The sequence below is a fragment of the Promicromonospora sp. NPDC023805 genome, from assembly GCF_040639635.1.
Classification (GTDB): Bacteria; Actinomycetota; Actinomycetes; order Actinomycetales; family Cellulomonadaceae; genus Promicromonospora.
In genome coordinates this window covers 1-19,591 of the sequence record NZ_JBFAAH010000048.1, presented here as the reverse complement: position 1 = coordinate 19,591, position 19,591 = coordinate 1, and the positions used below count along the sequence as shown (strand labels likewise).

The window sequence follows — 19,591 nt, the reverse complement described above, 5'->3', positions numbered from 1 at the left end:
CAGCAGGAACAGCACGAGCGGGATCGCCACGAGCGCGGCGATGGCCACCGTGACCGACGCCGGGCGCCAGCCCTGGTTCTCGATTCTATCTCGCCAGAGCTCTGTCTCGGCGGGAGGGTCAGCCCTGGTTGCCGAACCACTCCTGCATCCAGTCGGGGATGTTGTTCGGCGCGCTCTGGTCCGAGCCGGAGCCCGAGCCGGAGTCCGGCGCCTGCTGGCCCTGACCCTGCTGGCCCTGGTTCTGCTGGCCCTGGTCCTGGGTGGCCGACTCCTCCTTGACCGCGAGCGTCACGGTGATCTCCTGGGTGTTGCCGTCGCGCACCACGGTCAGCACCGACTCGTCCCCTGCCACCTTCTCCCGGACGAACGCCGTGAGGGACGCCGAACCGTTCACCGGGGCATCGTCGATGGCGACGATCACGTCGCCCTGCTGGATACCGGCCTTGCCGGCCGGTGAGTCCGGGGTGACCTCGACGACGCCCGCGCCGCGCCGGGTGACGTCGTCGGCGGTGGCCGTGGCGTCCTGGAGCGAGACGCCGAGGAAGGCGTGCTCGGCGGTGCCGTCGGCCTTGAGCTGGTCGCCGATCTGCGTCGCCTGGTTCGACGGGATCGCGAACCCGAGGCCGATCGAGCCGGAGCCGCCCGACGACATGCCGCTCGACAGCGTGGCGATCGAGGACGTGATGCCGATGACCTCGCCCGACGCGTTGAACAGCGGCCCGCCCGAGTTACCGGGGTTCACCGCGGCGTCGATCTGGATGGCGTTGGTGACCACCTGGTCCGACCCGTCCTCGGCGCTGGCCGTGACCGGGCGATCCAGTGCGGACACGATGCCCGTCGTGGCGGTGTTCGCCAGGCCCAGCGGGTTGCCGAGCGCCATCACGGGCTCCCCCACCACGACGTCCGACGAGTCCGCGAACTTGGCGGGCTTGAGGTCCGACGGCGGGTCGGTCAGCTGCACGACGGCGAGGTCGGTGGTCGGGTCGGTCCCGACGATGTCGGCCTCGTACACGCGGCCGTCGCTCAGCGTGACCTGCACGGTCTCCGCCCCGGCGACCACGTGGTTGTTGGTCAGGACATGGCCCTCGGAGTCCAGCACGACGCCGGAGCCCTCCGCGCCACCGCCCTGGCTCTCCACCTGGATCGCCACCACTGACTCCTGCACCGCGGAGGTGACGGACGTCCAGTCCGGGTTCTGGACGGTCGAGCTCTTCACGGGCACGTTCTGGCTGGTCGTCTGCCCCACGTCGGCCAGGGAGGCGGCGCCGCCCGAGTCGTTGGTGAGGGTCATGGCGCCCGCGGTACCCAGGCTGGCCAGCAGAGCGGCGGCTGCCGCCGCGCTGACCACTGGCACCCAGGCGCGGTTCTTCGTCGTCGTCCCGCCCGACGCCGTCACCGTTGCCGGGACCGCGTAGGGGTTGACGTAGCCGGACGTCGGCGCAGCGCTCGAAGCCTGCGCCGGGTACGGAGCCGGCGCCGAGTGCGAGGGCTGGGCCTGGTGCGGAGCCTGCGCCTGGTGCGACGGCTGTGCGGGGTGCGAGGGCTGCGCGGCGTTCGAGGACTGCTCAGTCGCCGTGTTCTGGGCCGGTGCGGGCGCAGGTGCCGGTGCGGGCGCAGGCACCGGCGCGGCGGCCGGCAGCTGCTGAGTCGGCGGCGTCGCGGGCGGCAGCTGCTCTGTGGGCTGCGGTGCGGGCGGCTGCTGGTCCGGCTGCGGAGTGGTGCTGTTCTCGTCGGTCATCGTGACCCTCCTTGAAGTCAGGACCAGTTGACACCCTGATCCTTGCTTCAACCTTGGACGAGTCTGTGAGTTCGCTGCGAGTCCTCACTCCTGGACGGCGGCCACTATGCGGCGCGCCAGCTCGGTGGACTCCGTCTGGCGGTCCGCACGCGGCACGCGCACCTCGATCACCTGGATCCCGTGGCTGGGCGCCTGCAGCGCGTGGCGCAGGGTCGGCACGTCCTTCACCAGCTGGTGGTCCACGCCGTACCCCGCGCACAGCTGCGCCAGGTTCGACCCGTGCGGCGTCCCGAAGACCCGCTCGAACGTGGCGTTCGCCGCGTTGCTGGTCGCGGCGAGCGCGCCGTGCTCCAGCGTCGCGAAGATCGAGCCGCCGTCGTCGTTCACCACCACTATCTCGAGGTCCACCGGGGTCTCGTCCGGTCCCCGGAGCAGGCCGCCGACGTCGTGCAGGAACGTGAGGTCGCCCAGGAGGGCGCGGGTGCGCAGACCGCGGCGGGCGGCGGCGAGCGCGACGCCGACCGCCGTCGACACCGTGCCGTCGATGCCCGCGAGCCCGCGGTTCGCGAGGACCGCCGGGCCGGGGCCGTCGAGGCCGAGCACCAGCTCGAGGTCCCGCACCGGGTTGGACGAGCCGACCACCAGCAGGTCGTCCGGCCCGAGCACGGCGGCGACCGCGCGGGCCACGGAGAGTGCCGTCGGTCCACCGAGGACCGCCTCGTCGCAGGTCACGTCGTCGAGCACCGTGGAGGCATGCGCCCCGGCGGCCCGCCAGCGCTCCAGGAACGCGGACGGCGGCGGCGTGGACGTCTCGAACCAGGCGGGCGCCACGCCCGGCAGCACCACCGCGGCGTTGCGGGCGGCGTCGGGCCACGGACCCGCACCCGGCGCGACGACGGAGACGGTAACGGAGGGGCGGCCGAGCAGCCGCTGCACCGGCCGCGAGAGCGTCGGCCGGCCGAGGACCACCACCTGCTCGATGCTCCCGGCGAGATCCTCGGACCCGAGCAGCGCCCGGTAGCCCGCGATGGAGTTGGGCCCGCCGGTCGCGCCCGACGACGGCTCCGCGAACAGCGGCCAGCCCTGCACCTCCGCGAGCTGCCTGGCATCGGTGCCCGCGCCGTCACCCGCCACGACGACGGTGCGCGCCGGGTCGCCGGGCAGCGCGGGCGACGCGACGTGCTGCAGCATGGCGGGCACGACGAGCGGCGGGTCGGGCTTGGGGTAACCCTCCAGCGCGGTGTCCGCGGGCAGCCCGGGCAGCGCGGCCGACGGCGTCAGCGGGTCCCGGAACGCCAGGTTGAGGTGCACGGGGCCGGGATGCCCCGACCGGAACCCGAGGGCCGCGCTGACCGCGCGTCCTGTGACGCTCCGCAGGTCGCGGAGCTCCTCCGCGCTCGCGACGCCAGGCTCCCCCGCCGCGTCCTGCGCACCCGACGGCGCCGGCACGTCCACGGCGAACCGCACCGCCGAGCCGAAGATGCCCACCTGGTCGGTCGTCTGCGACGCCCCGGTACCGCGCAGCTCATGCGGTCGGTCGGCCGTGAGCAGGATCAGCGGCAGCCCGGTGTGGCTCGCCTCCAGCACTGCCGGGTGCAGGTTCGCGACGGCGGTCCCCGACGTCGTGACCACGGCGACCGGAGCGCCCTCCGCACCCTTCGACAGACCGAGCGCGAGGAATCCTGCCGCCCGCTCGTCGATCCGGACGTGCAGCGTGACGCGGCCGGCATCGGCGGCTTCCGCCACCGCATAGGCGAGGGGCGCGCTGCGCGAGCCGGGCGCGAGCACTATGTCGGCCACACCCCGGCTGACCAGGTCGGCAACCAGTGCGCGGGCGGCGGTGACGGCGGGCGGGATCGTCATGCGTCCTCCAGGATCCGGGTCAGTCGGTGGTACCGCGCGAGCCAGCGCTCGGCGGTCAGGTGGTCGGCCGCCGCGGCCGCGAGCGCCCGGGGCGAGGGTCCGGGGCGGCGGACGGGGAGTGCGCCGTCGACCGGCAGCAGCGGCTCGGCGACGACGTCGTGCACCAAGAGCTGGGACGTCGCGAGCCCGCAGGCGTAGGGCAGCTCGGGCAGGGCCGCGGCGAGGGCGACGCCGGCGGCGAGCCCCACCGAGCTCTCCAGCGCCGACGAGACGACTACCGGCAGCCCGACCTGTTCGGCGAGGTCGAGGCAGGCGCGGACGCCGCCGAGGGGCTGGACCTTGAGGACGACGATGTCGGCGGCCTCCTCGCGCACCACCCGCATGGGGTCGGACGCGCGGCGGATGGACTCGTCGGCCGCGACGGGCACGTCCTGCTTGCGGCGCACGAGGGCCAGCTCGTCCACGGTGGCGCAGGGCTGTTCCACGTACTCGAGCCCGCCGGCCGCGCGGTCGATCTCGGCCAGGTGGGCGAGGGCCTCGTCGGTGGTCCAGGCGGCGTTGGCGTCGATCCGGATGGCGCCGTCGGGCCCGAGGGCCTCTCGGACCGCCGCTACCCGTTCGACCTCGGCGGACACGGGTTCGAGCGTCCCGTCGGGCCCGCGCTGGGCGACCTTGACCTTGGCGGTGCGGCATCCGCCGGAGGCCAGGACGATCTCCCGTGCCCGTTCCGGCCCGACGGCGGGGACCGTCACGTTGACGGGCACGCTCTGCCTGACGGGTTCGGGCCAGCCGGTGAAGGCCGCCTCGTGCGCGGCGCGCAGCCAGGTCGCGGACTCCGCGTCGTCGTAGTCCCAGAACGGCGACAGCTCGCCCCAGCCGGCAGGCCCGCGCAGGAGGATGCCGTCGCGCACGTCGATCCCGCGGAAGCGGGTCCGGAGGGGCGTGGACCAGACGACGGGCTCACCGATCAGCAGCACAGGCCCAGGCTAACGACCCTGACGAGCCGAACACGGCCCTTCCGGCTCCTGGACGTCGATTCAGCAGGCTCCGGGAGGCCGTAGCCGCGGCCACGGTGACCGGATCTAGCCTGCTGAACGGGAGCCGGCACCGCCGTCGGGCAGCGGCTCGTCGTCGCGGTGGGCGCCGTAGTACTCGGACTGGCGGCGCATGAGCTCACGCATCGAGACGTCCCTGTCGATCCCGTACACGGTGCCGGGGAAGTCGAGCTCGCGCTGGATCGCCCAGATCTCCTCGTGCTTCTCCGGCGGCAGGATCGTTGCCGGGTCGCCCACCGCGATCCAGCCGATCGGCACCACCGCGCCAGGAGCCAAGATGGTGTTGACCTGCACCACGCCGTGGATGCGCACCTCGGCGCCCGCGCCGACGACGCTGCCCGGGAACAGTGCGGCGCCGGTCGCGATGAACACCTCGTCCTCGACGGTGCTGCCGTTGACGTGGGCGTGCGGGCCGATCATCACCGCTGACCCGATCTGTGCGGGATGCCCCTGGCGTCCGCGCACGAGCGCGTTCTCCATGACCACGGTGTCCGCCCCGATGAGCACGGCGCCGTCCTCGGCGGTGAGCACCGCGCCGTGCAGGATCCTCGCGCCGGCGGCGATGCGGACGTCGCCGACAAGGGTCGCGGACGGGGCGACGTAGGCGGACGGGTCGATGGAGGGTTCGAGGCCGCGATGGCGGATCAGCATGTGAGGGTTCCTCTCGTTGCGGTCACCCTAGGCGCCGTCACCCACACGGTGCCCCACCCTCGTCTGTTCATAAAACGAACGGTAGCGACCGGTTTATGAAACAAGGCCCACCATCGACTCACCCGTCCCGAACTAGGCTTGCTCGCGTGACGACGAGCACCGAACTCCCCAAGCAGGTCTCCGAGACGTTCGACCCGCAGCGCTGGCGCGCGGTGTCGGGCTTCGAGGACCTGACCGACCTCACGTACCACCGCGGCGTCGACCGCACCGGCCCCGAGCCGCGCGACCTGCCCGTGGTCCGCATAGCGTTCGACCGCCCCGAGGTCCGCAACGCGTTCCGCCCGCACAGCGTGGACGAGCTGTACCGGGTCATGGACCACGCGCGTATGTCCTCCGACGTCGGCACGGTGCTCCTGACCGGCAACGGCCCCTCCCCCAAGGACGGCGGCTGGGCGTTCTGCAGCGGCGGTGACCAGCGCATCCGCGGCCGCGACGGCTACCGCTACGCCGAGGGCGAGAACGCTGACACCATCGACCCGGCCAAGGCCGGTCGCCTGCACATCCTTGAGGTGCAGCGCCTGATGCGGACCATGCCCAAGGTGGTCATCGCGGTGGTGGACGGCTGGGCTGCCGGCGGCGGGCACTCGCTGCACGTCGTCGCCGACCTCACCGTCGCCTGCCGCGAGCACGGCAAGTTCAAGCAGACCGACGCCGACGTCGGCTCGTTCGACGCCGGGTACGGCTCCGCCTACTTCGCCCGCCAGATCGGGCAGAAGCGGGCGCGCGAGGTCTTCTTCCTGGCCCGCGAGTACTCCGCCGAGGACGCCGAACGCTGGGGCTCCGTCAACGAGGTAGCGGCCCACGAGGACCTGGAAGGGCTTGCGCTGGAGTACGCGAAGATCATCGCGGGCAAGTCGCCGCAGGCCATCCGGATGCTCAAGTTCGCGTTCAACGCCGCCGACGACGGCATCGCCGGCCAGCAGGTGTTCGCCGGCGAGGCGACGCGGCTCGCGTACATGACGGACGAGGCGGTCGAGGGCAAGGAGGCGTTCCTGGAGCGCCGCGACCCGGACTGGTCGGCCTTCCCCTACTACTATTAGGCCCAGGTCAGCGGCCTATGGCGCTTGCACACCCGCTTCACGGAAGCGGGTGTGTCATTTTTGTGGCAAGCGGCTGGGCATTTCCTCGAGGCCACCGCCAGACGATCGTCGCCACCGCACGCCGGCCACATCCTGGAACTCCACGTGCATCAGCAGTTCGCCCCCGTGTCCGGCGGCACCAGCGAGGTCTACCGACCAAGGCTCGGGCCCTGGCGGTACCACGTTGGTGAATCCCAGTTGGAAGCTCTCCTCCGAAAGGACTGCCTCAGCTGAGACCGAGACGTTGAAGATCGGAGCTCCTGAGTAGTTTCCGACGAACGCGGTCCCATGGGGGCTGGCGAGATCAGGCTTTCCACCGGATGGCGGCCCTCCGCCGAACAGGGAGCGATACTCCTCCTCGAACCAGACTGCGACGTGCTCGGGCTGCTCGCGACGCTTGGCGACCCGGGAGGTGGCCTGCTCCTTGGTCAGTTCCTTTTCGACTGCGGAGCGCTTCCGGCGTTCCGTCAGCGTGGTAAAGACAGCCCAGACCACAGCAAGCATCGTCCCGACGGCGGCGACACCCTCCCAGACGACCGACCACTCATCGGGGCTCATGACGCCGCCGTCGAGAACTGCTCCAGCCAGTGGCCACAGATCGTCATGCCGCCGATCCTTCCAGTCGGACCCTGGTCTCGCGACGGGCGAGGAGGTGAGAGCATCGGCGAACCACGCCGTCATCGTTTGTGCCGCTCCCGCCCCCACGCGCGCCCGAGGCAAGGCGACGCCCGGGCGTCGCCGAGACCGGTCTCATTCTCCAGAGGAACCGCGAACAGGCCGCGATCTCGGCAACGTGGCGTAATTCAGGCCAAGAGCCGGCCACGCCGCGCCGGCTCCTGCTCTCCCTCCACGAAGACCCACCCGCTCGGGCCGTAAACACGCTGCACTTCACCGTCGAACAGCACTCGCAAGGCCCCAGAGTCAGCCACGGAGTACTCGACTCGGCGCCCCTCGACGGCGAGAAAGCGGTGCTCAACGTCGCCCAGCACTACAAGCACCTCGCTGTCGGGCGGACCGTACTCATTCACTTCGGTCTGAAAATCGAGCGTCTCGGTCCCGTTCGCGTGCAGAACCTGGAAGAACTTGTCCATTCCGCTCCCCTCTTCTTCCGCTCGCCCGGTGCGCGCGGGTGTGCCGTCGAACGTACGGCGGACCACCGACACTCGACCGCTCAGGAGGCGTACCGATGTCTCGCTTCACCCGCAACATCACCCGGCCGCCGATCCTGCCGACGCCCCGCCGCCGACTACCACCACTCGCGGCCGCACCCCACAGCTCCAAAACCACACGAGACTGTGGGGTGCGGCGTCTCACCCGGGTGATCCGAAGTTGCAACTTGGCAACCCAGACCGGCCATGAACCACAGACCTGTATCGTCGATTGAGGAAACCCACCAGCACCATCCAGCCGAGGTAGAAAGGAACGGACATGGCGACTGTGCACGATGTCGCGGCCCTGATCCTCCACGAGGCCGGACCGATGACGGTGATGAAGCTCCAGAAGCTCACCTACTACTCCCAGGCATGGCACTTAGTCTGAGAAGAGCGACCTCTGTTCGACTCCGAGTTTCAGGCGTGGGCCAACGGCCCCGTCTGCTGGGACTTGTACAACGTGCATCGCGGATTGTTCTCGCTCGGCAGTTGGACGGAAGGCGACCAGGGCAGGCTGACCGACGATGAGGCGTCGTCCGTACGCTCTGTTCTGGCGTTCTACGACAAGATGTCGGCTCACGAACTCAGCGAGCTCACGCATCGCGAGGCAGCGTGGCTTGATGCCCGGAAGGGACTGGCCGCCGGAGCTCGCAGCTCCGTGGTGATTACACAGGCGTCCATGCACGAGTACTACGACGGCCTAACCTCGGCTTCACAGTAGTGGGACGCAAGACCGGACAGCAGAAGGTTCCGGTACCGCCCGGTGGATGGCCGACCAAGCGCAAGGACAAGTCTCCACAGATCGCAGATCCGCGGATCCCGCCTGCCAAGGTGGCGCGCTCGCTGGACGTCGATCAGGACGAGGTTCTTCGCCGTCGCGTCGTGTGGCGATTCGGCGACCTTGACCATGAGTGGGACTTCTCGCTGAACGCCATCACTCCGGAGCATCTAACGGATCTCCTCAGGCGTCTCGGCCACTTCGAGACCATGCAGGTTGGCCAGCTACTCTCGCAGGGAGCGGCGGTTGGAACGCGCTATCAAGTCGCCGAAATGCGGCCCGAGATCCAAGCACGCCTCCTTGAGCTGGAGCGAGACGATGAGGACTCGGTCGTCCGGCTCGCATGCGGTGGTAAACCGCGGCTCTACGGATTCCTCCGAGAGCACGTGTTCCATGTCCTGTGGTGGGATCCAGAGCATCTGATCTGTCCCAGCAAGTTGAAGCACACGTAGCCGGCGCCGTACGCCGAGGGGCTCAACCCAGCAGCCACAGCAAGGCCGCTGCGGCGCCGTCGTCATCGATGGTGCCGGTGGCACGGTCGGCCACAGCCCGGACGTGCGCGGGCGCGTGACCCATGACGATGGACCGGGTGGCCCACCGAAGCATCTCGACGTCGTTCTCGCCGTCGCCGATCGCGGCCGTCGCCTCGTACTCGACGCCGAGCCGGCGACGTACCTTGTCCAGAGCGGTCGCCTTCGACAGGGCGGGCGGGGTGACATCCACCCAGTCAGGCCGGGTGGCAATCGCTGTCAGGCCCATCGCGCGCAGGACCGGCACGAGACCGAACGCGGCCGGGCCGTAGATCGCGAGCCGCGGTGTCGGGTCCGCCCACAGCTCCCTGATCGCGTCGACGCTTTGCTGGACGCCGTTGAGCTCGCCGTCGGGGAACGGGATGTTCACGCGGTACCCGACACCCACCACCTCGACCCCGACCCGGATACCAGGCATGGCGTCCACGGCCACGCGCACGACCGGCTCAGGATTGATGGTGTGCCGGTCGGTGACCTCGTACTCGCCTCCCACTAGGTGCGCGGTCACCGCGCCATTCGAGGCCACAATCCACGCGTCGTCCAGTCCGAGCTTGAGGGCGGCGTCCAGTGCGCCGACCAGGGAGCGGCCCGTCGCGAGGACGACGTGATGGCCGGCCGCGCGGACCCGCTCGACCGCGGACCGCACCGCCGCGGTGGGCAGCTGTCCTGTACTGAGCAAGGTCCCGTCGATATCGCAGGCGACGAGCGCCGGCACAGCAAGGTCGAGATTGTGCGTGGTGTGCTGGCGTACGCGTGTTGTGGTGATCACGATTTGCCTTCCGGCCGGCGGGGAGTGCTATTTCTCTCCCGAGCCTGTCGTGCCCTCGTGTCCGCAGGCAGGTCCGGCGTGTCAGCCGGTGTCGGCTGACGGGTGTACGCCGCGGAGTACACCCGTGGCGTACAGCGTGCAGCCCGCCGTACGCTCGCGCCGTGACCACGAACCAGCGCCCCGCCACCCAATGGACCATCCTCGAGGAACGGCTGCAGGACGACACCCGCCGAGCGCGAGCATCCATCGCCAAGGTGCGGTTGCCCGACGGCGTGGAGTTCGAGCAGTGGGTGCTGCGCCTGCAAGCGGCGGTCATGGTCGCGATGGTCGACGACGACCTACGGGTCCTGCTGATGTACCGCCACCGCTTCGTCATCGACCAGTGGGTATGGGAGCTGCCCGGGGGCTACCTGGACGACGGCGAGAACGTCGAGGCCGCCGCGTTCCGCGAGGCAGAGGAAGAGACCGGCTGGCGCCCGCGCTCCGTTGACCCGTACCTACGCTTCCAGCCGTCCGTTGCGTCCCTGGAGCAGCCAAACACGGTCTACCTGGCCCGCGGCGCGCACGACACCGGCGCCGCACCGGACGTGAACGAGGCAGAAGAACTGGCGTGGTTCACGCTCGACGATGCCGAGGCGATGATCGAGGCCGGCAAGATCGTCGGCGCGGCAACCGTGGCCACCATCCTCAAGCTGCAGCTGGACGCCGCGAAGGGCCGCCTCTAGCCGACGAGCTGCGCGACCCGGGCCCGGTAGGACGCCACCTGCTTCAGCCCGGCGTGCGGCGCCAGGCGGTCAGCAATCTCGGCGAGGTAGTCCCTCGACCGCGCGGAGTCGATGCCCTCTGCTGCGTCGGCCGCCCGATGCCCGGCCGCCGCTGCCTCCTCGATCTCGCCCGCTTGCGCGTGCGCTCGTGCCACCAGCGCGAGGTTGAACGCCCGCCCCCGCGCGTACCGCTCGTCCATGTCCAGAGACCGGTGCGCGAACCGCAACGCGAGGTCCCCTCGCCCGAGCGCGCTGAACGTCTGCCCGAACTTCGCCGCCAGGTACGCCTCGTCGAAGTACCCGAGCCACTGCGGGTCAGTCGCCCGCTCCGCCTGGTCGAACAGCCGCTCGGCGCGGTCGAGGGCGCTCGCCGTCGCCGCGCCGTCGCCGCCCACCGCGTGCCCCTGCGCCTCTAGCACGGCCGCCTCCGCCGCGATGGCACCTACCCCTGCGTCCTGCGCCGCACGCGCCGCTGCGCGGGCCAGGTCAACAGCCTCGCCGCCGGCCCTGAGGTAGGCCGCCTGGTGCGACATGGCCGCCAGGACCTCGGCACCGAGCGGACGGTCCCCGGCCGCCCCAGCGAGTTGCAGGGCGTGGACCATGTAGCGCTGTGCGAGGGCATGCCGTCCCACGTCGTAGGTAGCCCAGCCCGCCAGCTGCGTCGCCTCTGCCGCAGCAGACAGCAGCGCCGAGCCCGTGGCGACGTCGTACCGCCCTTGCAACAGCTCCGCCACGTCATGGTGCAGGAACCGCACCAGGCGCTCACGGATCTGCCCACCGCCGTACTGGTTGTCGACGGTACGGAAGACGCCGAGCATCCGCCGGATCATCTCGACGTCCGGCGCCCCGACGATCCGTGGGCCACCAACCGGCGCGGTTGGCGCACTGGGTGTGGTGAGCCATCGCAGCGCCGGCGTGAGAAACGCGGACGCGTTGAACGCCGCCGCGGTGAGGAAGTCCTGACGTTGGGCGTCCAGGGCCCACAGCTCGAACGTGCCGTGCAGGCTGTCCATCTCGGGCGTCGCCACTACGGCGACGAGCCCGCCGTCCGCAGGTGCCTGGACACGCACCATGGTGGCCAGCTGGCCGCCTCCCTCGAGAGCGTTGTCGAGCAGCGCGGCCACGGCCACGCTCGGCTGCTTGCGACCCTTCTCGAGGTCCCACAGGTGGCCGTGCGAGATGTGCACCACCTCGCCAAGGCGCCGCAGCGACCACCTACGTTCCTCGCGCAGGCGACGGAGGTACGGGCCGAACCCGGCATCGACGCTCACGTGCTGGGCCATGGGCACCCTCCCTGGATGAGGCGGTGCTCCGAGGCTACTGGCCGCTGCGCGTACGTGGGCATCGGATGGGCACACGCGCGTCGATCAATGGTTCCCGTACTACTACTGATGGGGCGCGTAACGGTGAGGGCGCACCGGCCTCAGTCGTCGTCGTCCGGCGCACGCCCATCCGGAGCGACCAGGACCGGCGTCGCCGCGACCCGGAAGTCCTCGGCGCCCAGCGCCCGCGCCAGCTCGTCGGACCCGGTGAGCACGACAACACCCGGGTAGCCCGCCAGGATGCGCTCCAACCGGCCCCGCCCTTCGGCGTCCAGATCCCGGTCGAGGTCCGCGACCAGGAGCAGCGGCGGCTCGCCGTAGATCGCGCGGGCGAGCGCGAGCCGCGCCCGTTCGTCAGTGGTCAGCGGTTCTCCGCCGGAGCGCAGCACGGTGCGCAGCCCGTCCGGGAACGGATCGACGGAGAGGCCAACGGTCTCCAGGACCGCCACGGCGGTCTCGTTGTCGAGGTCGGGACGCCGGTAGCGCAGCGCACGCCGCAGCGATCCGCGCTCGAAGACCGTGTCCCTCGTGGCGAGCCCCACGAGCGCGCGACCGCGTGCCGGAGCGACGGCCCCCAGGTTCTCGCCGCCCACCCAGATCTCGTCGGCGACGCCGGGCGGGTTCGCGTCGAGCCCGACGACCCGGCGCATCAGGCGCAGCGGCGCCCCCGGGTCGTCGCTGGTCAGCCGGATCCGGGCCCCGGCTCTCCCCCGCAGGGGCTCGGGGGTGAGCCCCGGGACCGCGACATGCACCAGGCCGGGAGCGTCCGCGCCGTCCGGCACGAGGGCCGACGACGCCGCGTCGCGGGCCTGCTCGTACTCGGCACGCCGGCGTGCGGCGTCGGCGAGCGCCGGGCCCAGGACGGCGCAGGCGGCCAGGTAGGTCTGGCGGTACTCGACTATCCGGCCGATGTCGATGATCGGCGTCGACGCGATACCGGCGATCGCCATGGCGGCCATCGTGACGGCGGGGTCGATGCCGCGGATGACGCCGACGGCCGCGACGGCGAGCGTGGCCAGCATCGCCGCGACAGTCCCGCCGGCCCTGATCAGGCCGACGATCGCCGACCGGTCGACGGCCCGGTCGACGACGACGTCCGAGGCGGAGTCGATGTGGCCGAGCTCGCGGCCCGCACCGCGCGCCGCGATGATCCCCTGCGAGGCGCTGACGGTGTCGGCGATCCGCGTGGCCATGCGCCCGCGGGCCCGGCGCAGGCTCCGCGACCGCTGGTACGCCGTCCGCGCCCAGGGCACCATGACCGCGGCGAGCACGCCGAGCGGGAACAGGAACCCCAGACCGAGGAACGGGTCGATGATCGTGAGGCCCACGACGGAGCCGAGGATCAGCGGGATCCCCGCGGCGAGCGGTCCCACGCCCTGCGACACCCAGTTGCGCACGCTGGAGAGATCGTTGGTGGTCCGGGCGACCGTGATCCCGAGGTGGGTGCGGCTGCCCGGGGTGAGCTCGGCCTGGACCAGGTCGCGGCGTACGTCTCGCACGTAGTCCTGGCCGAGCCGTTCGGCGGCGATCCGTTCCTCCACACGCAGACCGCCGAACGCGACGGCGGCCGCGACGATGCTGAGGATCACCACCGCCATCGGCCACGGGCTGCCCGCACGGAGCTGCGTGAGGGTCCACGCGCTGACCGCACCGAGCGCGGCCTGGCCGAGACCCAGGACGACCAGGCCGATCACCCAGCCGCGCCGTCCGCCGGTGTAGATCTTCGGGAGCAGGCCCGGTTCCGGCTCAGGCGACGGCATGTCCGACTCCCGCGGGAGCCAGGCCCGCGGCGGTCAGCGCCACGGACGGCCGGCACAGGTCGAAGGTGGGCACGACGCCGACGTCGAGCGCGGCGCGGGCCTCCGCGGTGGCGAGCGGCGACGCGGTGAGCACCCCGGACACCACCGACGGCTCGCAGCCCAGCGCCCGGAGCGCCGCTATCCCGCCGCTCGCGCCGAGAGCGTCCCCTGCGGCGAACACCACGCGGTCGACCACCGAACGGAAGGCGTCGTCGGTGAGGAGGCGGCTCGTGTCGCCCTGGAAGATGCCGTCGGCGATCTCGATCAGGACGACGTCGGGGGTGCCGCGCCCGGTCGGGGACGCCAGCACGTCCGTCATGGTCGCGAACACGTCGCGAACCTCCTCGAAGGACAGGCCGAACGTGCTGGGGAGGCCGAAGTCGGTGAAGTCGACCACGCGCTCCGCGCCCGCGTCGGTGTAGAGGTGCGCGTCGTTGCCCGCACCCGTGCCGGTCGCCTTGCCCGCGTGGACGGTGAGGCCGGCCGCGGTGAGACCGCGGGCGAGGCACGCCAGCGTCGTGGACTTGCCGGAGTTCATGGACGTGCCGACCACCGCGACGACGGGAACCCGCGCCGCGGAGCCGCCGGCCAGCGCCGCCGCACGCACCGGGTGCGGGGCGAACCGCGCCAGGTTCACCACCCGGTTCGCGCTGGAGAGGAGCCCGATCGGCTCGATCACCGTCGCATCGTCGATCGCCGCGTGCTGGTCGACGACGCGCGACGCGAGCCCGCCGGCGGCCGCGAGATGGCACTCGCCGAGGTCCTCGGGGATGACGGCGAGGAACTGGTCGGCGGCGTAGCGCGACCCGTAGGCCACGACGATCTCGTCGCCCTCGAACAGGATCTGGCGGCGCGACACCGGCGACTCGAGCCGCTTGTGCTGGCCGATGGTCACCACCCGGGCCAGGACGACGTCGCCTGCCCGCGGCGCCCGCGCCGGGTCGGTGATCAGGTCGAAGGCGCCGGGATCCTGCTCGATCGCGGCGGCGACGAACCGCGTGGAGTAGGCCTTCTTGGCCCGCAGCAGACGGCGCGCGAGCGGGGCGGGCGTCCGTGCGCCGGCGTCGACGGCCCGCAGCGGGGCGGCGACGGGGCGCGAGGCGTAGCCGCGCAGGTCAGGGGACGTGTCAAGGATGCTCATGGCGGCCACGCTTTCTGGTCGAGGGACGCTGAGGTGCAATACCGTCACTCAACTAGGCCGGTATGAACCGGTCATGAGACCCGGATGAAAGGTCTCTCATCGGGCGCTCACCGCACCGTCCAGCTCCCCGAACCCCTCGGGACCAGCTCGATCCACGTGTTGCCCGGGTCGAGCTCCGCCTCGCGGCCGTCGAGGGTCTTGAGCACTATCGGCGCCTTGTGGTGGTGCTTCGACCAGCGCACCGTGACGCGGTGCCCCATGGAGACCAGCGTGCCCGTACCGCTCTGGCCCGCGAGGCGATGCTCCGGCACCGGTGCACCTGCGGGGTCCACCCACTTGGTGTTGAAGACCTCGGTGGACAGCACGAGCACGTTCCGCGCGGCGTGCCGCCGGCCGTCCGCGTCGACCGACGCCGCAGAGCCCTCGCTGCGGAGGTACCGCTGGTGCGCGCGGTCCCACGTCCACACGGTCCGCTGCGCGCGGGACAGCCGCACGTCGACCACCTGCGCAGGCTTGCCGGCCCGCGGCGCCGAGCCCTTGCCGACCTCGCGTGCGTACTCGAACTGCGCGGGCGGCGGACTCGTCCGCTTGCCGTCGGACTGCGCGATGAACGACGAGACCCGCCCGATCACGTTGTGGGGCGCCGCCCGGCCGGGGTCCCGGCTGAAGCCGCCGTCGCCGTCGTCCATGATGATCGCCTGGGTGCCCAGCCGCTTCACCGCGGCGATGAACGGGCCCTGCCCGCCCGAGAAAGCCAGGATGCCGTCGAGCGGCGCGACGATCGCGGGGTCCATCGGCCGCACGGAGCGCACGGGCTCGACGACGGCCGGGATGTTCGAGTGGTAGGTCGCGACGAACCGCGTGATGCCGCCCTCCACCACCTCTTCCCAGACGATGTCGGCCTCGACGAGGCCGCGCTGCGGGCGCGCCTCCACGGCGTTCTCGACCTTCACCGACACCGCTGGACGCTGCTTGACCTGCTTGGTCTCCACACCGGTGAGCGGCCACACGACCGGCGCGTCCGGCTTCGGCGGCCCGCTCCGGTCGCCCCGGACGGGGGCCTCGACGGTCGTGGTGGGCGTCGGGACCGGTTCCTCGGGGCTGCCGAGGCCGCAGCCCGCCAGCCCCAGCACTGTGGCCAGGGCCGCCGCCGTGCCCCGCACGGCCATCGACCAACACCTCGTCATGCGACCTCCTCCGCCAGGATTCGGCCCCGGGCCGTACCCGGAGGCGTCCTGCGTGGCGCACACCCTACCTACACCATAGTCCGGCACCCTCGACGCACGCTTAGGCTCATGAGGTGGCCCCGACCGACCCCCTGACCGACGTCGTCCGCGCCGTCCGGGACGCCCTCGACGGCGGCCCGGCGTACGCCCCGCAGCCCCGACTGTCGGACGCCGCCCTCCCGCCCGGCACCGCGCTCGTGCTGCGGACCTCTGGTTCCACGGGAAACCCCCGCGAGGTCGCGCTCGGTGCGGCGGCCCTGCGCGCCTCCGCGAACGCGACCCACGAACGGCTCGGCGGGCCTGGACGCTGGCTGCTGGTGCTGCCGCCCACGCACGTCGCCGGTGTCCAGGTCATCAACCGGTCGGTCGTCGCGGGCACGGAGGCGCGCGTCGGCACGCCGGACCGGTTCACCCCCGCCGGGTTCGCGGCCCTCGCCACGGACTTCCTCGCGGACGACGTGCGCGCGTACGTGTCGGTGGTGCCCACCCAGCTGCACCGGCTGGTCGTCGCGGCGGACGACGGCGACCCCGCCGGCCTCGACGCCCTGGCCCGGTTCGACGCGGTGCTCGTCGGCGGCGCGGCGACCCCGGCCCCGCTGCTGGCTCGCGCCCGGGCCGCGGGGGTCCGGGCGGTCACGACCTACGGCATGTCCGAGACGAGCGGCGGCTGCGTGTACGACGGCGTCCCGCTCGCCGGCGTGCGGGTGCGCCTGGCCGGGCCCGCCCCCGGGCCGAGCGCCGGCCCCGACGAGATCGGCACCGGCGTCGTCGAGCTGTCCGGCCCCGTGCTCGCCGAGGGCTACGTGGGCGATCCCGAGGCCACGGCCGCCGCGTTCCGCACCGACCCCGACGGCACCCGCTGGTTCCGCACCTCGGACCTCGGCCGCCTGGACGGCGACCGGCTCACCGTCCTCGGCCGGGCCGACGACGTCATCCTCACCGGCGGCGTCAACGTCGCCCCGGGGGCCGTCGAGGACGTCCTGGCCGAGCACCTCGAAAGCCTGGGCACGCCTTGCGAGGTCTGTGTCGTCGGGGTGCCCGACGCCGAATGGGGCCAGGCCGTCGTCGCCGTGCTCGCCCTCCCCGGCCGGACACCGTCCGCCGCCGCGTCCGGCCGCACGGACCTGACCGACGGCGGCGGTGAGCTGCTCGCGGGGCTGCGCTCCGCCGTCGGGCAGCGGCTCGGGGCGCCGGCCGCGCCGCGCCGCGTGTACGTCACGGTCGCCCTGCCTGCCCGCGGCCCCGGCAAGGTGGACCGCCGGGCGGTGCGGGACGCCGTCGTGCGGGCCGAGCGGGAGTCCGCCCGGGAACCCGTGCGACCATGACTTCGTTCTTCCGCCAGGGCCTCGAACGGCCCCGGACCTGGTACATCGAACCTGGTGAACACGGACCTCGTTGTCCACAGATGCTGGTCACACCTCACGAACGAAGGACACGCTGATGGCGACTGCCGCCGAGTGGATCTCCGGGGCCCGGCCCCGCACGCTGCCGGCGGCAGCGGCACCGGTGATGGTGGGTACCGGCGCGGCCGCGCAGGTGGACGCCTCCGCGTGGCTGCCCGCGCTGCTCGCGCTGGGGGTCGCCCTGGTCCTGCAGGTGGGCGTCAACTACGCCAACGACTACTCCGACGGCGTCCGCGGGACCGACCTCGACCGGGTGGGGCCCATGCGGCTCACTGCCTCCGGCGCCGCAGCCCCGGGCACCGTGAAGCGCGCCGCCTTCGCCTCGTTCGGCGTCGCCGGCCTGCTCGGCCTGGCGCTGAGCGCGGTCTCGGGCCACTGGTGGCTGCTCGCGGTCGGCGCGGTGTGCGTGGCAGCTGCCTGGTACTACACGGGCGGCAAGAAGCCGTACGGGTACCGGGGGTTCGGCGAGATCGCCGTGTTCGTGTTCTTCGGCCTGGTCGCGGTGCTCGGCACCACGTACACGCAGGCCGACCGGATCACCTGGCCCGCGGTGCTCGGCGCGGTCGGGGTGGGCCTCATCGCGTGTGCGCTGCTCATGGTCAACAACCTGCGCGACATCCCGACGGACGTGCTGGCCGGCAAGCGGACCCTTGCCGTGCGGCTCGGCGACCACAAGGCCCGCCGCGCGTACGTGGCGATGCTGTGGGTCCCGGTGCTGCTAGGCATGGTGTGCGCGTTCTGGGCGCCGTGGTCGCTCGTCGTGCTGCTGCTGTTCGGTCCGGCCATCCTGCTGACCATCCCGGTGCTCGCCGGGGCCCGTGGCAAGCTGCTGATCCCGGTCCTGGCAGGTACTGGCCTGTACGAGCTGGGCTACGGCCTGCTGCTCTGGCTCGGCCTGTCGATCTGACCCTTCCCGGGTCAGTCGGCCTGAAGCTTCTTGTCGACCTCGGCGTCCTCGTGGGCCGCGTCGGCGTCGGTCTTCGGGAAGACCGCGCGCTCGGCGGCGCGGCGGTCCGTCCGTCCGGCGATCCACCGCGTCGCGGCGTCCCGCGGCTTCGTCAACGTCAGGTACGACAGGGCCAGCGCCACCACTACCGCCACCGTCGGGAGCAGCCAGCCCCGCAGACCGACCAGGTAGAGCAGGCCGAGGGCCGCGCCGAACAGCGCGAGGCGGAGCAGCGTGTAGGTCAGGAGGGGCACCCTCCCATCGTAAGCCGGGCGCCGGTCACACCCGGCCACGAAATCACCCGTTCGGCCGGGCGCCTCCAGGACGCGTCCCGTTAGGCTCCAGCCCATGCCCAAGCTCGTCTTCTTCCTCCTGTACCTCGCGCTCGTCGTCTACGCGCTGGTCGACGTGATCCAGTCGGAGGACGAAGACCTCGGCGGGATCCAGAAGGGCTTCTGGATCGTCGCCATCGTGTTCCTCCCGCTCGCGGGTTCCATCGCGTGGCTGGTGGTGAGCAACACCGCCCGACGCCGCCGGAGGAGCTCCGGCCAGCAGGTCACCGGGTTCCCGGCCGGCCAGCCGGAGCCCGCCCGGTACGAGCGCCGGACACGCTCCTGGGAGCAGGACGCCGCGCCCCTCGCGCCCGAGGACGACCCCGAGTTCATCTGGCTGATGGAACAGGCCCAGCGCAAGCGCGAGCGCGAGGCCCGCGAGGGAGCCAGTCGCACCGAGGACGCCGAGCCCACGGACGCGGACGGGGACGGGCGGCAACGCGGTGAAGGTCACGTCGAGGGCTGACCCATCCCCGCCGTCCCGCCGTAGGCTGGGGGTATGCGAAACATCCTCCTGATCCTGGTAATCGTCGGACTCATGGCGTATGCCCTGGCCGACGTCTGGGGCTCTGACGAGGACGAACGCGGCGGACTGCCCCGGTGGCTCTGGGTGCTCCTGATCGTGCTCCTGCCCCTGCTGGGCGCGATCTCATGGATAGTCGTGCGCCTCGCGGCCCGTCGGTCGGGCGCAGGCCCGTCGGCGCCCAACAGTGGTCCGAGCGGTGGCGGCAACCGTCCGACGCCGCCCCCGCGGTCGCCCCGCCCCGGCCCGCGCCGTCCCGCCGGCCCCGTCGCCCCTGACGACGACCCCGAGTTCCTCTGGCGCCTCGAGCAGGAGAAGCGCAAGCGCGAGCGGGAGGCACGCGGCCACCAGGAGGCGAAGGACGACGACGTCGAGAACAGCTAGCGACCGGACAAAGTTCCGCGCCGACCAAGCGATTGGGCCCACAACTCACGTCGTCGGCTGCCGCCGCGTTCCCGTCA

Annotated in this window: 20 protein-coding genes; 8 read left to right on the top strand and 12 right to left on the bottom strand. The window is 72.0% G+C overall.

The window, feature by feature from the left end:
• Positions 1-118 precede the first annotated feature (118 nt).
• From AB0F70_RS26885 to AB0F70_RS26870, 4 genes are all read right to left on the bottom strand, one after another.
• Complete coding sequence (locus AB0F70_RS26885) at positions 119-1,738, bottom strand: trypsin-like peptidase domain-containing protein (protein ID WP_357456198.1); 1,620 nt, start codon at positions 1,736-1,738, stop codon at positions 119-121.
• An 84-nt stretch (positions 1,739-1,822) separates the two neighbouring features.
• A complete protein-coding gene (gene menD, locus AB0F70_RS26880; RefSeq protein WP_357456195.1) occupies positions 1,823-3,601 on the bottom strand; it encodes a 2-succinyl-5-enolpyruvyl-6-hydroxy-3-cyclohexene-1-carboxylic-acid synthase in 1,779 nt (592 codons plus the stop codon).
• On the bottom strand, positions 3,598-4,578 hold the full coding sequence (locus tag AB0F70_RS26875) for an o-succinylbenzoate synthase (protein ID WP_357456192.1): 981 nt from the start codon (positions 4,576-4,578) through the stop codon (positions 3,598-3,600). The genes menD and AB0F70_RS26875 overlap by 4 nt, the downstream gene beginning before the upstream one ends.
• Positions 4,579-4,683: 105 nt before the next feature.
• The gene (locus tag AB0F70_RS26870; RefSeq protein WP_357456190.1) at positions 4,684-5,307 is read right to left on the bottom strand and encodes a gamma carbonic anhydrase family protein; all 624 of its coding nucleotides are present in this window, start codon (positions 5,305-5,307) and stop codon (positions 4,684-4,686) included.
• A gap of 146 nt (positions 5,308-5,453) precedes the next feature.
• Between AB0F70_RS26870 and AB0F70_RS26865 the strand changes: the two genes are divergently transcribed.
• A complete protein-coding gene (locus tag AB0F70_RS26865) occupies positions 5,454-6,407 on the top strand; it encodes a 1,4-dihydroxy-2-naphthoyl-CoA synthase (protein ID WP_357456187.1) in 954 nt (317 codons plus the stop codon).
• 54 nt (positions 6,408-6,461) lie between these two features.
• Here AB0F70_RS26865 and AB0F70_RS26860 read toward each other — a convergent pair whose 3' ends face one another.
• Both AB0F70_RS26860 and AB0F70_RS26855 read right to left on the bottom strand, forming a co-directional pair.
• Entirely contained in the window at positions 6,462-7,004 is a 543-nt protein-coding gene (locus AB0F70_RS26860) for a hypothetical protein (RefSeq protein ID WP_357456184.1), read from the bottom strand.
• Between the two features lie 245 nt (positions 7,005-7,249).
• Entirely contained in the window at positions 7,250-7,537 is a 288-nt protein-coding gene (locus AB0F70_RS26855; protein ID WP_357456181.1) for a hypothetical protein, read from the bottom strand.
• A gap of 460 nt (positions 7,538-7,997) precedes the next feature.
• On the opposite strand from AB0F70_RS26855, the gene AB0F70_RS26850 reads away from it, so the two are divergent.
• Complete coding sequence (locus AB0F70_RS26850) at positions 7,998-8,318, top strand: type II toxin-antitoxin system antitoxin SocA domain-containing protein (protein ID WP_357456201.1); 321 nt, start codon at positions 7,998-8,000, stop codon at positions 8,316-8,318.
• Complete coding sequence (locus AB0F70_RS26845) at positions 8,318-8,827, top strand: hypothetical protein (RefSeq protein WP_357456179.1); 510 nt, start codon at positions 8,318-8,320, stop codon at positions 8,825-8,827. Before AB0F70_RS26850 ends, AB0F70_RS26845 begins: the two co-directional genes overlap by 1 nt.
• 22 nt (positions 8,828-8,849) lie before the next feature.
• On the opposite strand, the gene AB0F70_RS26840 is transcribed toward AB0F70_RS26845, so the two are convergent.
• On the bottom strand, positions 8,850-9,674 hold the full coding sequence (locus tag AB0F70_RS26840; protein WP_357456176.1) for an HAD hydrolase family protein: 825 nt from the start codon (positions 9,672-9,674) through the stop codon (positions 8,850-8,852).
• Positions 9,675-9,835: 161 nt separating this feature from the next.
• Between AB0F70_RS26840 and AB0F70_RS26835 the strand changes: the two genes are divergently transcribed.
• A complete protein-coding gene (locus AB0F70_RS26835; protein ID WP_357456173.1) occupies positions 9,836-10,399 on the top strand; it encodes an NUDIX domain-containing protein in 564 nt (187 codons plus the stop codon).
• On the opposite strand, the gene AB0F70_RS26830 is transcribed toward AB0F70_RS26835, so the two are convergent.
• The 4 genes from AB0F70_RS26830 to AB0F70_RS26815 form a co-directional block, all read right to left on the bottom strand.
• Complete coding sequence (locus tag AB0F70_RS26830; RefSeq protein ID WP_357456171.1) at positions 10,396-11,721, bottom strand: helix-turn-helix domain-containing protein; 1,326 nt, start codon at positions 11,719-11,721, stop codon at positions 10,396-10,398. The genes AB0F70_RS26835 and AB0F70_RS26830 overlap by 4 nt on opposite strands.
• 140 nt (positions 11,722-11,861) lie before the next feature.
• Positions 11,862-13,520: an ABC transporter ATP-binding protein gene (locus tag AB0F70_RS26825; RefSeq protein ID WP_357456168.1), complete on the bottom strand. Its 1,659-nt coding sequence runs from the start codon at positions 13,518-13,520 to the stop codon at positions 11,862-11,864.
• Positions 13,507-14,700, bottom strand: coding sequence for a DUF1611 domain-containing protein (locus AB0F70_RS26820; RefSeq protein ID WP_357456165.1), 1,194 nt, complete (start codon positions 14,698-14,700; stop codon positions 13,507-13,509). Before AB0F70_RS26820 ends, AB0F70_RS26825 begins: the two co-directional genes overlap by 14 nt.
• Positions 14,701-14,807: 107 nt before the next feature.
• A complete protein-coding gene (locus AB0F70_RS26815) occupies positions 14,808-15,887 on the bottom strand; it encodes a DUF3048 domain-containing protein (RefSeq protein ID WP_357456162.1) in 1,080 nt (359 codons plus the stop codon).
• A 113-nt stretch (positions 15,888-16,000) separates the two neighbouring features.
• Here AB0F70_RS26815 and AB0F70_RS26810 point away from each other — a divergent pair, with 113 nt between their 5' ends.
• On the top strand, positions 16,001-17,251 hold the full coding sequence (locus AB0F70_RS26810; RefSeq protein ID WP_357456159.1) for an AMP-binding protein: 1,251 nt from the start codon (positions 16,001-16,003) through the stop codon (positions 17,249-17,251).
• Between the two features lie 115 nt (positions 17,252-17,366).
• Positions 17,367-18,236: a 1,4-dihydroxy-2-naphthoate polyprenyltransferase gene (locus AB0F70_RS26805; protein ID WP_357456156.1), complete on the top strand. Its 870-nt coding sequence runs from the start codon at positions 17,367-17,369 to the stop codon at positions 18,234-18,236.
• 11 nt (positions 18,237-18,247) lie between these two features.
• On the opposite strand, the gene AB0F70_RS26800 is transcribed toward AB0F70_RS26805, so the two are convergent.
• Positions 18,248-18,529, bottom strand: a complete 282-nt coding sequence (locus tag AB0F70_RS26800; protein WP_357456153.1) for a DUF4229 domain-containing protein — start codon at positions 18,527-18,529, stop codon at positions 18,248-18,250.
• Positions 18,530-18,623: 94 nt separating this feature from the next.
• Between AB0F70_RS26800 and AB0F70_RS26795 the strand changes: the two genes are divergently transcribed.
• Both AB0F70_RS26795 and AB0F70_RS26790 read left to right on the top strand, forming a co-directional pair.
• Positions 18,624-19,073, top strand: coding sequence for a PLD nuclease N-terminal domain-containing protein (locus tag AB0F70_RS26795; RefSeq protein WP_357456150.1), 450 nt, complete (start codon positions 18,624-18,626; stop codon positions 19,071-19,073).
• Between the two features lie 33 nt (positions 19,074-19,106).
• The gene (locus tag AB0F70_RS26790; protein WP_357456148.1) at positions 19,107-19,514 is read left to right on the top strand and encodes a PLDc N-terminal domain-containing protein; all 408 of its coding nucleotides are present in this window, start codon (positions 19,107-19,109) and stop codon (positions 19,512-19,514) included.
• Positions 19,515-19,591 lie beyond the last annotated feature (77 nt).

What these genes read in the sequence shown, in the direction of transcription:
- AB0F70_RS26830 (WP_357456171.1), bottom strand. Translation starts at nt 11,721, where the DNA reads ATGGCCCAGCACGTGAGCGTCGATGCCGGGTTCGGCCCGTACCTCCGT.
- AB0F70_RS26870 (WP_357456190.1), bottom strand. Translation starts at nt 5,307, where the DNA reads ATGCTGATCCGCCATCGCGGCCTCGAACCCTCCATCGACCCGTCCGCC.
- AB0F70_RS26805 (WP_357456156.1), top strand. Translation starts at nt 17,367, where the DNA reads ATGGCGACTGCCGCCGAGTGGATCTCCGGGGCCCGGCCCCGCACGCTG.
- menD (WP_357456195.1), bottom strand. Translation starts at nt 3,601, where the DNA reads ATGACGATCCCGCCCGCCGTCACCGCCGCCCGCGCACTGGTTGCCGAC.
- AB0F70_RS26855 (WP_357456181.1), bottom strand. Translation starts at nt 7,537, where the DNA reads ATGGACAAGTTCTTCCAGGTTCTGCACGCGAACGGGACCGAGACGCTC.
- AB0F70_RS26820 (WP_357456165.1), bottom strand. Translation starts at nt 14,700, where the DNA reads ATGAGCATCCTTGACACGTCCCCTGACCTGCGCGGCTACGCCTCGCGC.
- AB0F70_RS26860 (WP_357456184.1), bottom strand. Translation starts at nt 7,004, where the DNA reads ATGAGCCCCGATGAGTGGTCGGTCGTCTGGGAGGGTGTCGCCGCCGTC.
- AB0F70_RS26825 (WP_357456168.1), bottom strand. Translation starts at nt 13,520, where the DNA reads ATGCCGTCGCCTGAGCCGGAACCGGGCCTGCTCCCGAAGATCTACACC.
- AB0F70_RS26795 (WP_357456150.1), top strand. Translation starts at nt 18,624, where the DNA reads ATGCCCAAGCTCGTCTTCTTCCTCCTGTACCTCGCGCTCGTCGTCTAC.
- AB0F70_RS26790 (WP_357456148.1), top strand. Translation starts at nt 19,107, where the DNA reads ATGCGAAACATCCTCCTGATCCTGGTAATCGTCGGACTCATGGCGTAT.
- AB0F70_RS26815 (WP_357456162.1), bottom strand. Translation starts at nt 15,887, where the DNA reads ATGACGAGGTGTTGGTCGATGGCCGTGCGGGGCACGGCGGCGGCCCTG.
- AB0F70_RS26885 (WP_357456198.1), bottom strand. Translation starts at nt 1,738, where the DNA reads ATGACCGACGAGAACAGCACCACTCCGCAGCCGGACCAGCAGCCGCCC.